This is a genomic window from Novipirellula artificiosorum, assembly GCF_007860135.1.
In the GTDB taxonomy this organism is placed as follows: Bacteria; Planctomycetota; Planctomycetia; order Pirellulales; family Pirellulaceae; genus Novipirellula_A; species Novipirellula_A artificiosorum.
Window position 1 is genome coordinate 1 of record NZ_SJPV01000022.1, and the last position, 12172, is coordinate 12172.

General features: G+C 55.1%; 12 protein-coding genes. 6 read left to right on the top strand and 6 right to left on the bottom strand.

Translation table 11 applies throughout. The features are described 5' to 3' along the window. Together Poly41_RS31310 and prfB are read right to left on the bottom strand one after the other, a co-directional pair. Window positions 1-242: HIT domain-containing protein (locus Poly41_RS31310; RefSeq protein ID WP_146531314.1), on the bottom strand; the 242-nt coding region annotated here is incomplete at its 3' end. 12 nt (window positions 243-254) lie between these two features. Continuing rightward, window positions 255-1368 (bottom strand): peptide chain release factor 2 gene (gene prfB, locus Poly41_RS31315; RefSeq protein ID WP_390621512.1). Its coding sequence is split into 2 segments (ribosomal slippage): window positions 255-1298 and window positions 1300-1368, totalling 1113 coding nucleotides; the frame shifts between segments, so codons are not numbered across the junction. 93 nt (window positions 1369-1461) lie between these two features. Between prfB and mnmA the strand changes: the two genes are divergently transcribed. Then, the gene (gene mnmA / locus Poly41_RS31320) at window positions 1462-2607 is read left to right on the top strand and encodes a tRNA 2-thiouridine(34) synthase MnmA (protein ID WP_146531315.1); all 1146 of its coding nucleotides are present in this window, start codon (window positions 1462-1464) and stop codon (window positions 2605-2607) included. Between the two features lie 142 nt (window positions 2608-2749). Here the strand turns inward: mnmA and Poly41_RS31325 are convergent, their stop codons facing one another. After that, entirely contained in the window at window positions 2750-2962 is a 213-nt protein-coding gene (locus Poly41_RS31325) for a hypothetical protein (RefSeq protein ID WP_146531316.1), read from the bottom strand. Between the two features lie 16 nt (window positions 2963-2978). Here Poly41_RS31325 and Poly41_RS31330 point away from each other — a divergent pair, with 16 nt between their 5' ends. Together Poly41_RS31330 and Poly41_RS31335 are read left to right on the top strand one after the other, a co-directional pair. Next, the gene (locus Poly41_RS31330) at window positions 2979-3557 is read left to right on the top strand and encodes a hypothetical protein (RefSeq protein ID WP_146531317.1); all 579 of its coding nucleotides are present in this window, start codon (window positions 2979-2981) and stop codon (window positions 3555-3557) included. 19 nt (window positions 3558-3576) lie between these two features. Next, a complete protein-coding gene (locus tag Poly41_RS31335) occupies window positions 3577-5136 on the top strand; it encodes a bifunctional aminoglycoside phosphotransferase/ATP-binding protein (protein ID WP_146531318.1) in 1560 nt (519 codons plus the stop codon). 81 nt (window positions 5137-5217) lie between these two features. Here the strand turns inward: Poly41_RS31335 and Poly41_RS31340 are convergent, their stop codons facing one another. Then, on the bottom strand, window positions 5218-7161 hold the full coding sequence (locus Poly41_RS31340) for a RecQ family ATP-dependent DNA helicase (RefSeq protein ID WP_231616105.1): 1944 nt from the start codon (window positions 7159-7161) through the stop codon (window positions 5218-5220). A gap of 225 nt (window positions 7162-7386) precedes the next feature. On the opposite strand from Poly41_RS31340, the gene Poly41_RS31345 reads away from it, so the two are divergent. The 3 genes from Poly41_RS31345 (at window position 7387) to cbiE (ending at window position 10254) form a co-directional block, all read left to right on the top strand. Then, the gene (locus Poly41_RS31345; RefSeq protein WP_146531320.1) at window positions 7387-8265 is read left to right on the top strand and encodes a rhomboid family intramembrane serine protease; all 879 of its coding nucleotides are present in this window, start codon (window positions 7387-7389) and stop codon (window positions 8263-8265) included. A 63-nt stretch (window positions 8266-8328) separates the two neighbouring features. After that, window positions 8329-8907 (top strand): redoxin domain-containing protein, encoded by a 579-nt coding sequence (locus Poly41_RS31350; protein WP_146531321.1) that lies wholly within the window; start codon window positions 8329-8331, stop codon window positions 8905-8907. Between the two features lie 111 nt (window positions 8908-9018). Further along, on the top strand, window positions 9019-10254 hold the full coding sequence (cbiE, locus tag Poly41_RS31355; RefSeq protein WP_146531322.1) for a precorrin-6y C5,15-methyltransferase (decarboxylating) subunit CbiE: 1236 nt from the start codon (window positions 9019-9021) through the stop codon (window positions 10252-10254). Here cbiE and Poly41_RS31360 read toward each other — a convergent pair. After that, window positions 10251-10847 carry an amino acid kinase family protein gene (locus Poly41_RS31360; protein ID WP_146531323.1) on the bottom strand — a complete coding sequence of 199 codons (597 nt, stop codon included), beginning with the start codon at window positions 10845-10847 and terminating at the stop codon, window positions 10251-10253. The genes cbiE and Poly41_RS31360 overlap by 4 nt on opposite strands. 97 nt (window positions 10848-10944) lie before the next feature. Then, window positions 10945-12135, bottom strand: a complete 1191-nt coding sequence (locus tag Poly41_RS31365; protein WP_146531324.1) for a GIY-YIG nuclease family protein — start codon at window positions 12133-12135, stop codon at window positions 10945-10947. Window positions 12136-12172: the final 37 nt, after the last annotated feature.

A 12172-nucleotide genomic window follows, 5' to 3' on the forward strand; every position in this document is an offset into this window, starting at 1 on the left:
AGACGGCCTCCGCGACCCGACCCGTGTCTTTTGATTTTGACGCAATGCAACGTCGGCTGCAACAGAAAACTAAGCACCTGTTCCTCCACAGCCACCCCGAAGCGCAGCGTAGTAAGTCTGATAACCAAGATATGGGTCGGTGCCTTGGGAGCAATATCGCGAAACGCCAAACAATCATCGTCTTCGTAAACAATGTCGGCTGGTATGTCGCGATTGATGATTTTCGTAAACAGAGAGGGCATCGAAGTAACCTGTTAACTTTGCGGTAATTGCTTTCCCGCTTTGAGACGCAGGAAGGAATCAAAAAAGCCTTGCAATTCACTGCCGTCCATCACGCTATTGAAGTTGCCAACGTAGTGGCCGGTTCGAGCGTCTTTGACGCGTTGGTCGGGGTGCAGGAAGTAGTTGCGAATTTGGCTGCCGAACCCGGTTCGAGCTTGAGTCGCGTATTTTCTCTCTTCTTCGGCTTCACGTCGTTCTTCTTCGATTCGAGCCATCTTCGCACGCAGCATCTTCCAGGCGGTGGCACGATTTTGGTGCTGGCTGCGTTCGTTTTGACACTGCACCACAATGTTGGTCGGAACGTGAGTCAGCCGAATCGCACTGTCGGTCTTGTTGACGTGTTGTCCACCGGCACCGCCGGCACGATAGCGGTCTTCGCGGACATCCTTCTCCTCGATATCGATATCGATGGAATCATCAATTTCCGGAGCGACGCTGACCGCAGCGAAACTGGTCTGGCGTTTGCCTTCGCTGTTGAAAGGGCTGATCCGCACCAAACGGTGCATCCCCTCTTCCCCCTTCAAGTAACCATAGGCCATCGGACCCCGTATCGCGATCGAAGCATGATTGATCCCCGCTTCTTCATTCTCTTGGCGGTCGAGCAGCTCGATTTTGTAGTCTTGACCCACAGCCCAGGCAGAATACATCCTCAGCAGCATATCCGCCCAATCATTGGCGTCGGTGCCCCCGTCGCGAGCGTTGATGCTGAGAATCGCGCCGGCAGAGTCATTCGGGCCATTGAGCAGTGCCTTGAGCTCCAGATCGTCCAAGATCGCTTCCAGTCGATACACCTCGGCGGCCACCTCTTCGGCGATCGATTGGTCTTCTTCGGCCATTTCCATCAAGGCAGCCAGATCCTCGACGGAGGTAGACAATTCGCGCATCGGGCCGACAATGGTCTTCAAGGCCTTGAGCTCGACGACGGTTTTTTGGGCCGATTCGTTATCGTCCCAGAACGTAGCCAGAGCCATTTGATCTTCAATCGCTTTGATCTCAACGCGTTTTCCAGCGTAGTCAAAGAGAGTCTCCTAGTTGGACCAGACGCTCGCGGATCTTCTTGCTACGTTGAACGAGTTCAGCATCCATTCTCGTGATGGACTCCGTGGGTAAGATGAAAGGGTGCAGTCATTAGAACAGGATTCTTAACCCTTATCATATCGGCGAAAAGAGAAAAACAACATGGCACGCGTGGTATTGGCGATGAGTGGCGGCGTCGACTCGAGCGTGGCGGCGCACCTGCTGCTCGAAGCGGGCCACGAGTGCATTGGCATTTTTATGCGACATGGCGAAGAATCGCACGGTGTTTGCCAGGTAGAAAGTGATAACGACGCCACAGAAAACGCCGGCCTTCCCGTACTGGGTCAATCGCAAGCAGGTCGGGCCGACCACAAGCAAGGCTGCTGTACAGCATCGGATGCCGCCGACGCTCGCCGTGTCGCGGCGAAGATGGGGATCCCGTTTTATGCGTTAGATTTGCAAGAAGACTTCCGCCGGATCGTCGACTATTTTGTCGACGACTATTTGAAGGGTCGGACCCCCAATCCATGCGTAAAATGCAACCACTGGATTAAGTTTGGCCGACTATTTGACTACGCCGATGGAGTGGACGCCGACTTTGTTGCCACGGGGCACTATGCGAGATTGATGGCAAGCGACCAGGGGCCACAACTTCATCGCGGACTCGACACCCACAAAGACCAATCCTATGCGTTGTTTGGGATCGGGGCCGACCGACTTCGCCGAATGATGCTGCCGGTAGGGGGTTTTGACAAACCGGCGATTCGCGAAATAGCCTCAAGCCTAGGGATGGGAGTGGCAGAGAAACGAGACAGCCAAGAAATTTGTTTTGTGACTCAGGGGCATCATAGCGATTTTGTCAAAGCCCGCCGCCCAGAGACGGTCGGGGCGACCGCTGGCGAAATCGTGACGCTTGACGGGAAAGTCGTTGGCACCCATCAGGGATACGAAGCTTACACGGTCGGCCAACGCAAAGGACTCGGTGTCGCGATGGGGACACCCCATTTTGTCGTACGCATCGAACCCGATACCCAGCAAGTCGTGATCGGTCCCGCTGACGATCTTGTCGGCGAACGGTTAACGGCAAGCGAAGCCAATTGGTTGGTCGATCCAGCAGCGATCCCCAATCAGGTCGAAATACAAATTCGATACAACGGTTTGCCACGTCCCGGTCAGATCGTGGTCGATCCACAAAACGCGGATAAGTTTCAGGTCCGATTTGATTCGCCCCAGCGGGCGATTGCTCCTGGACAAGCAGCCGTCATTTACGATGGCGATCAAGTTCTCGGCGGCGGATGGATCGACTAGCGCAGTGATTTCCGATCTTGTCGGAAAACGAAAAGTGTGCTGATTTGTCACATGCAAGGAAAATGGGTGAGCGAAGTAGCACGAGACGAAACTGTGAAGTGCCACCGAGTCACCCATTCGAGTGCTTTGTCCAGACTCAACTTTAGATTTCGGGGGCAGTAGCGGAAGTCGTCAAGACTATCGACGATTCACGGAGCAGATTGAAACTCTTGACGAGTTCCGCTACCCGAAGCGACGGTCCGCAAAAGAAAAGTAGTGCCAAAGGACGAGGGAAATAGAAGGCGACATCGTCCGTTCGCTGGCCATGGAACGGCGGTTGCAGCGTCAAAGAAGGGTATTGAAGATTGTCGGCCATTCACGAGGTGGTAACGATGTCCGCTGAGCATGCGCCAGCCACAGGCTGCAGACGGTTACTTGAGGAAACTTTTTTTCGAGACCTAGATGCGATGTTGATCAGCCGGCTTCACGCCGAGGCGGAATCACCGCAGGGGCGAGAGCGGCTTGTCGGCAGCATCGGCGTCAACGACGAGGTGTTGCTAGAAGAGTTGACGGCGTTGGGAGTCACAGCGGAAGGTTTGATCGCGGTGCAATTGGTACCGCTCATCCTGGTCGCCTGGGCAGACCCGAAAATCGAGCAAGAGGAACGGCGCAGCATGATGCGAGAAGCGGAAAAGCTTGGCATTGTCGTCGGGAGCGTTCCATCGGTGCTTCTGGAGGAATGGTTGCGAAAGCATCCACCTCGAGAAATCTTGGATGCTTGGAAACGGTACGTGCGGTCCATCCTGGTCAAAATGACACCCGAAACACGTCACAAGTTCATCGAATTGACTCGGGAACAGATGACGCGTATCGCGGAGGCATCCGGGGGTCGGTTCGGTTTCGGTACCGTATCAACTCGAGAACAACAGATGATACGCGGGCTAACCGAGATGCTCGTCAAAGAGCATTGAAAAGCAACGGGGGTCAGAAATGGCCACACTTACCAAATCGCCGATTTCCCCCCAGCAGTTGGTGGCGTCGCTGAGCGAACCAGAGACGTATCCGACGGGCATGGGGACGTCGGTCGTGGTTCACGAAACGCATATATCGTGGGTCTTTCTCATCGGCGACTATGCCTACAAGGTGAAGAAACCGGTCAAGAATGCATTTCTTGACTACAGCACGCTGGCGCTGCGAGAACAGCTCTGTCACAAAGAACTGCAACTCGACCAACGTTGTGCCAAGGAGCTCTACCTCGATGTGGTACCCATTTCGAGATCGGCACAGCGAATTCAAGTAGAAGGAAACGGGCAGCCGATAGAGTATGCCGTCAAGATGCATCGGTTTCCCGAAGACGCACTGTTGAGTGAACGTTTGAAGCAGGGCAGGTTGACCGGGCTTGACGTCCGCCAACTCGCTACCGACGTCGCAGCGTTTCACTTAGCCGCAGCCCACTGTGCGAATACGGATTCATGGGGCGAGCCCGATCGAGTGCTTCGCCAAGCGATCGATAACTTCGATGCCTTGTTGCCAGACCTGGGTCCTGATCAGCAGCGGACGGTCGACCGGTTGCTGGAATGGACGCTTGCCACGATGGAACGAAACACGCAGCAGTTTGCCAATCGAATCGAGCAAGGTTTCATTCGAGAGTGCCATGGCGATTTACATTTACAGAATGTAATCGATTGGCACGGAAAGTTGATGCCTTTCGATGGGATCGAGTTTAGTGAAGAATTCCGTTGGATCGATGTGCTGAGTGACGCGGCATTCTTAGCGATGGATTTCTCTGCGAGCGGCCACGACCACTTCCGACATGCGTTTACGAGTGCCTACTTGGAACAGACGGGTGACTATGCATCGTTGGTGTTGCTTCGATGGTACCTGGTCTATCGATCGTTGGTTCGAGCCAAGGTGGCAACGATTCGAGCCAATCAGATGCTTCGAGCCAGTCAATCGAAGCGGTGCGAACGCGAGCGACTCGAAACGATCGCGGACAGCAATCGTCATCTTGATTTGGCAGATCGTTTTACGTGGCCAGCGGTGCCCACGCTATCGATCACGCATGGGCGAAGCGGGAGCGGCAAAACGACCATGACGGAACGATTCATCGAACGAGAGGGAGCCATTCGAATTCGCTCGGATATCGAACGGAAGCGACAAGTCGGCATGGATCCCGAGCAACGGCCCAGTCGGTATCAACGGGAATTGCTTTACAGCGAGGCATCACGTGGAGCGACCTACCGTCGTTTGCGGAAACTGTCGCGGAGCATCTTGCGATCGGGAACCAGTGTGATTGTGGATGCAACGTTTCTGCGAGCGGCCGACCGACAACGCTTTAATCAGCTGGCCCAACAGGAAGGGGTGGGCTATCGGATCCTGGATTTTCCCAGCGAGCTGGCGACCTTGCGACAACGGATTGTGGATCGCAGCCGGAGCGGCGGAGATGCATCCGACGCCGATTTATCCGTCCTCGAAATGCAAACCAAGATGGAGCAGCCGCTGACCGATCAAGAGCGTCGGTATGTGGTCAACGCGGCAGTCCAGCAATGAAAGGCATTCGATAACCGGGCCCCCAATCGCCTCCCGTACGATATGGCCGACGCCGGGATCGAGAGCCGTCGAGTCGATTACTTATCCCCCTTCAAGCTCACGCAGCACATCCGCAAAGGGCATGTCGCGGCAAACGCCATAGTGTGGTTCGCGGGTCAGCCGAGAACGCATCATGACGGGAGACGACAAGCCACAGAGAAACCGAGCTTGATCGCGAGGGGTGGCAAGGGCGTCGGGATATTTGGCGACCATATCCTGCACAGCGATCCGAGCCGATCGGCCCAAGGTTCGAGGCGCCGTGATCGGCATGTCAAAAGGGCCTTCGTCCAAACAAGCGCTACAGTGTTTGCATGCTCGCGTTCGCTTTTCACCAAAATGTTTCGACAGGGTAGCAGCTTGGCAGTCGCGAGCCTCCGCGAGCAGAAAGACCTGGTCAAGTCGCTGAATATCGCTTTTTTCCCTTTCCAACATTCGAGTGGTCAGCTGATCGGCTAAGGCCGCTGGATCGTCCACTCGCCGCAGCCAACGATATCCATGGGTCAAATCGCTGACCTTCACTACCAACCAGCCTTGCTCGTTCATGTATTCGATCGTCTTGATGATTCGTTCTCGATCGGTCGCAAGCCGTTTGGTCGCCAGCGTCACGTTCAGCGTGAACCAGGTCCGGCCTTTGGTCAGGAGGGACAAGAGGGACGAGACGAAGGCTCGACGCTCCCCTTGGAAGTGATCAAGGATTGTCTGCGATGTCACTTGAGGCTGAAGCTTATAGTGGTCGTACCTTGGCGAAGTCGCTTCGAGATACCCCTCCAGTTCGAGGTAAGTCAACAGCGTCCGAACCACCAGCAGCCGGATGTCGGATTCCGAGGAAATCCGGTAGTGGGAAAGATGAAACTCATCCGCATGTCCGCTCAAGATTTCGATCATGCGAAGCACGTTTTGTCGTGAGGGCGTGTCACCATAGGTAAAGTTATCGAGCACCACTCGGTCTTCGGGGACAACCATCATTTCACAGATTGCTATCTTGCCGTCGCGCCCCGCACGGCCAATCTCCTGGGCATAGGCCTCGAGTGATTTCGGTGGATTGAAATGATAGACATAGCGGATGTTCGATTTGTCGATTCCCATCCCAAAGGCAATCGTCGCAACAATGATTCCTTTTTGGCTGGCGATAAATTCGTTCTGTATGGAAACGCGCGTATCGGTGTCCAGCCCTGCGTGGTATGCGGTTGCTTTGATCCCGTCATCCGTTAAACGCTCGGCAATCTCTTCGGCCGTCGCTTGAGTGCTGACGTAGATCAAGGTGCATCCCGCACGACGGGAACGAATGCGGTCGAGCAAATGCGCGTATTGATCTTGTTGGTCCAAGATCACACTCCGCAGGTGCAGATTGGACCGATAGAAACGCGTCCGAATCGCATCATCGTCCGAGATCGAAAAGGCCGCTTGAATGTCTTTCAAAACCGACGGCGTGGCCGTCGCGGTCAACGCCAGGATCCGTTCCGCAGAGAATCTCTTTGCGACCGATCCAAGTTTCAAATAGTCGGGGCGAAAATTATGCCCCCATTGGCTGATGCAGTGAGCTTCGTCGATTGCGAACAGTGAGATCTTCAACGATCCAAGCGATGCGATGAACCGTTCATTGAAAAACCGCTCGGGTGCAACGTACATTAACTTGGTGTCGCCGTTACGAACGCCGTGCATCGCCTGGCGATACTGGCGAGGCGTCATGGCCGAATCCAGACGGACCGCTGGAATGCCACGATCTCGCAGAGCGTCGCATTGATCCTTCATCAACGCAATCAGCGGTGACACCACGACGGTGGTCCCCGAAAAACAAAGACTGGGCAACTGGTAACACAAGCTCTTGCCGCCACCCGTTGGAAAGACGGCGGCCACGTTGCGACCGGCCAACAACCGCTCAATCACCTGCTGCTGGCCCGCTCGGAAGGATTCGAGTCCAAAACGGGTGTTCAAAAGGGACCGAGGGTCAGAATCGAGGGGGCTCGGCGCTGGTGCAGGTTCCACGTTGATTGGCTCGCGAAAGGGAAAAAGGATGGCTCAAACTACATCAGTTCTCGCACAAAGGGAAGGATTCGAGAGACGATTCTCGTCACCAACGCGCGACGCCGCTTGGATCTCGACGCACGGGGTCGTGGATTGTTACGATCAGTCGAGTTGCTACGATGAACGGTGTGATGACACCCCAATTAGCTATCAATTTCTTTCAGTGACTTCCCGAGGACTTCATTCATGGGTCTGTATGACCGCGATTATGGCCGCAACGATGCTCGAACCCCTTGGGATCGAATCGAGAGCCCCAAGAGCATGACGATCGTGCTGATCGTCATCAACGTCGTTGTGTTCTTCTTGGACATGATTTTCGACGGAACCTTGTGGCCTTGGTTGGCGACACACGGTTCGACATTGCTGCAGCCATGGATGTGGTGGGAGTTCTTGACGTATGGTTTTGCCCATGACCCGCACAACCTCAACCATATCCTCTTTAACATGATCGGCTTGTTCTTTTTTGGACGAGTCGTCGAGCGGCAGGTTGGCCAGCAAGAGTTTTTGAAGTTCTATCTGATTGCGGTCATCCTTGGCGGAATCGTAGCGTCGGTGTCGTTCCTGGTTCAGGGCGTCAATGGATCGGTGATTGGTGCCAGCGGTGCGGTCGTGGCGATCACCATCTTGTTCGCATGCTACTATCCCAATGCCGAGATCTTGTTGATGTTCGTCTTGCCCGTCAAAGCATGGGTCGTCGCGGTGATCTTTGTGGCAGCCGATTTCGCCGGGGCGTTAGGCATCACCTCGGGATTGGGGGCCAACACGGCGTTCGAAGTGCACTTGACCGGAGCGGCGTTTGCCTTGGCCTACTTCTTCTTGCACTGGAACCTGCGTTGGTTAGGTTTCAATTTCTTAACCGAGATTCCCAACCAGATGCGGCAGCGATCGCGGAGAATGAAGCTTAAAATTCACGACCCAGAAAAAAAAATGGAAAAAGAAGCCGAAGAAGCGGATCGGATTCTGGCCAAAATCCATCAGAGCGGCGAAAGTAGCTTGTCAAAGTCCGAACGCAATACGCTCGAGCGATACAGCCGCCGGCAACGTGAACGTCGCGATCGATCTTAACGACCCGTGCGATGGAAACGATTCCCACCCGTCTTCTCTTTTTTCCAACCCCGTGAATCCTCTATGAATGTTTTGCCACGTGTTCTGTGTTCGATCGGAATCGTCACCTTGGCAGGTTCTGCTTCCGCCTTGGCAGAAGATCCCGGCACCAAGCAGCCACTGGCGGTCGGCGCCAAGGCGATTGATTTTGAATTGCCCATGATTGGAGAGGATCGCTACGTTGACTTGGAAGCCGAATACAAGGCTGGCCCAGTCGTTGTGATCGTGCTTCGCGGCTATCCCGGCTATCAGTGTCCTTTGTGTAGCCAACAAGTCGGTGCGTTAATCAATCGAGCAAAAAAGCTAGCCGAGAATTGCCAGCGCGTCATTTTGGTTTATCCCGGTGAAGCCGACATGCTGCAACAGCATGCGGAGCAGTTCATGGGGTCACGGAGAATCCCGGACCCGATGGTGATGGTACGAGATGATGGGATGGAAATGGTCACCCAGTGGGGATTGCGCTGGGATGCACCCCGAGAAACCGCTTATCCGGCAACCTATGTGATCAACCAAAATGGCCGAATTCATTGGGCGAAAATCAGTGATTCGCATGCAGGCCGTACGACTGTCGATGAAATTCTCAAAGAACTCCGCAAGCTCTAGCGGACGACCCTGCGGTGTCAACTGCAATCATCCCAACTGCAATCATCCCAACTGCAATCATCCCAACTGCAATCATCCACGCAAAACCACGCTTCAACGAAAGAGACGACCTTGACAGCACGAATTCAAATTGTGGGTATCGGGGATGATGGACTCGATGGACTGACCGGACAAGCTCGGCAATTGATTGACCAAGCGGCCGTGTTGGTAGGGCCTTCGGCGCTGCTCGATAAGATGCCCAACTCGGAAGCAGAGCGCGTCGTGGTCGGCAGCAACTTGGAACAGTTGCAGGCGGCGATCCGAGAACTCGGTGATTCATCGGCTGTGGTGTTGGCGAGCGGTGATCCGCTGTTTTACGGAATCGCTCGGTATTTAACGGAAACGTTTGGTAAGGACCGGTTCGAGGTCATTCCGCACGTCAGCAGTATGCAGTTGGCGTTTGCACGCGTGAAGGAGAGTTGGGACGATGCCTACCTGACCAACCTGGCGACTCAGCCTCTCGATCGCGTCGTCGATCATATTCGCACCGCCGAGCTGGTGGGGCTATTCACCACCTCCGCGATCACGCCATCGGTTGTTGCCGAAGCGTTACTCGATCGCCGCATCGACTACTTCACCGCCTACATTTGCGAAAACCTGGGCACGCCTGACGAGACGGTGACGCAGGGCGATTTGCAATCGATTCGCAATCAGACCTTCGGCTCCATGAACGTGATGGTGTTGGTTCGGCGTCACGGCGCAGCCGATCGTCCGAGCGGCAGCGAGCGTCGGCGCTTGTTTGGGAATCCAGACGATTTGTTCCTGCAATCACGACCCAAGCGGGGCTTGTTGACGCCCTCGGAAGTGCGTTGCATCGCGCTGGCGGAATTGGATCTGACGAAGACGAGCGTGGTGTGGGATGTCGGTGCGGGCAGTGGTTCCTTGGCCATCGAAGCGGCGGCAATCGCGAACGAAGGACAGGTTTATGCGATCGAAATGGATGCAGAAGACTATGCATTGATGATCGAAAACGCGAAAATGTTTGTCGTTCCCTCTTTGGTTCCTGTGCACGGCCAAGCACCGGCAGCGTGGCAGGAATTGCCAAGACCCGATGCAATCTTCGTAGGCGGCAGCGGACGGGTGGTGCCTGATTTGGTCGCTGAGGCGATCCAACATCTCGCCCCAACGGGACGAATCGTCGTCAATGTATCGAGTCCCGATAACTTGGTTGCCGTCCAGCAAGTTTTTGGCCAAGCGGGTCTCCATCATGACGTCCGAATGATCAACATCGCCCGTGGCCAATACCAACTGGATCGAGTGCGTTTTGCATCGTTGAATCCGACGTTTCTCGTCTTAGGCTGGCGTTAGCGTTGGGGGCCAGGTTCCGGCGCAAAAGCCTCGACCCGTAGCCGCCATGTTGAAGCGCCGTGCCACGGAAAAGCCGCGTCGATGATCCCCTTGTCCATCAGGCTCGCAGTGGTCCATCCATCATCGATTTGGCAAGACTTTACCAGCACAAGCTCATCGGAACCGCTGAGAGTCGCTAACAGGCTTGCCAGGGAGTCGGACGTGGTTCGCCAATCCATGGGCAGATCTGCCGGCACGTCGCGACGATAGAACGCTTCAACGGAAACCAAGCTCGGGCGATCGGTTGGAAAACCTTGCTCGATCGCATGCTCAAGTTCAGCGCGGGTATCGATTCGATTCCAACTCGGGAACCACTGATGAAAAATCTCGAGCGTCTGTTGTAGCAGTTCGATGCATTGCCAATGCGTGGCGATCGGATCGAGCGGTCGACAGCGGTCGAGTCGACGAATCGCATCAATCATCTCGCCTCCGCCAACCATCACAAGCGTTTCCGAGGCAGCCCCGCCCCCCAACTCATCGATCCGAACTGGCAAGCGTGTTACAAGGTTCGTTCGCAGCAGCAAACTGCCACCTATTTTGATCACACGGCGCACGGCAATTCCCTTTGAGTCTTCTGCTGATTTGTCCTGGCAACCGGTCGATCGCCAGGACAGCTTCTGGCCTCGCCACAATTGAAAACGGGTTGGCCTCTTAGCTTGCTTGCCGTATCGAGGTGCTACGGTACCTGCGACCGGCCTGTTCAGGAAGAAACGTTCTGTCTTGCTCGCTACGGTTCTTGCGAAACCAAGATGCCACTAAAGCCAGCGTGTGCGGGTAAGCGCCGTGGCCACGGTCGACACGATTGGCGGTCACTGCTTTCCATTGAAGAAGTTTCGGTTTCAACGCCGCGTACTCCTCCGGCGTTCGTGGTGCCGAGGCAACGTCAGCGACTTCACCGCTGTGAATCAAATACCAAGTGTTGCACCCATCATAGCCGCTTACGGGGTAGACGAAGGTGTATTCACGACGAGCATTTGCCAGGATCGAAAGTTTGCGGTGCACGTAGTCGAGCGACGCAAGCGTACGGCACGCGCGAGCGGCTAACTCATACTGTTGATTCTCCGATGCCTGTTCCATTTGTTCGCGGACAAGCACCAAGGGTTCATCATTGAAACCATCTAAAAAGCTCTCAGCAGCATTCACTTGCATCTGATAGGTGTCCCGAGTGCAAGCAGCCGCACAGGGACCAACGCAAGTTCCAAGTTCCAATCGCAAACAGCCTGGCCGATGGTCGAGATCAAACAATTGCATCTGTTCGGCGAAATGAAACACTTGCTTCTGGCTACAATCGCGGAGCTTGAAAGCCTTGTTGAGCCCATCGATAGCACGTTGCATTCGCCCCGCACCGTAGAACGGTCCTTCGACCGCCACACATTGCTCGGGTGGTTTCGCCGCGAGAAAGAAATAGGGAGCGGGCATGCGGCCCAAACAGAGGTAGACGGGACGTTGGCGCTTCGGAACCCCTTGGACATTCCAGCGAGGTGAGAAGCGTCGAATCAGTTGCTGTTCACGAAGCAGTGCCGCAAATTCACTCGGCTGGGTTTCCCACTGAATCGCTCGCGTGTTCTCAACGATCCGACCTCCCTTTTCCTCGGCATTGGAGTCGGCAAAGTAGCTCAGCAACCGCGATCGAAGTGACTTGCTCTTCCCCACGTAGATCAGGTTCCCTTTGCGGTCGAGCATGCCATATACGCCTGGAACACGGGGGCATCTTTGACACAGCTGCTCGCGCAACTGTTTCTTGGACAGTCCTCCGATCGCATCGCTGCGGCGTGGTGCATGGGGGTTGAGCGAATCGATCCCAAAACCAAACGCCGGCTCGTCGCGCCACATTGCTTCCATGCTAAGTGAGAATCCGTGAAGAAGGAGGGTCGTGTTT

Coding starts and splice junctions, on each gene's coding strand:
- Poly41_RS31335 (WP_146531318.1), top strand. CDS start 3,577: ATGGCCACACTTACCAAATCGCCGATTTCCCCCCAGCAGTTGGTGGCG.
- Poly41_RS31325 (WP_146531316.1), bottom strand. CDS start 2,962: ATGGCCGACAATCTTCAATACCCTTCTTTGACGCTGCAACCGCCGTTC.
- Poly41_RS31330 (WP_146531317.1), top strand. CDS start 2,979: ATGTCCGCTGAGCATGCGCCAGCCACAGGCTGCAGACGGTTACTTGAG.
- mnmA (WP_146531315.1), top strand. CDS start 1,462: ATGGCACGCGTGGTATTGGCGATGAGTGGCGGCGTCGACTCGAGCGTG.
- Poly41_RS31345 (WP_146531320.1), top strand. CDS start 7,387: ATGGGTCTGTATGACCGCGATTATGGCCGCAACGATGCTCGAACCCCT.
- Poly41_RS31350 (WP_146531321.1), top strand. CDS start 8,329: ATGAATGTTTTGCCACGTGTTCTGTGTTCGATCGGAATCGTCACCTTG.
- Poly41_RS31365 (WP_146531324.1), bottom strand. CDS start 12,135: ATGGAAGCAATGTGGCGCGACGAGCCGGCGTTTGGTTTTGGGATCGAT.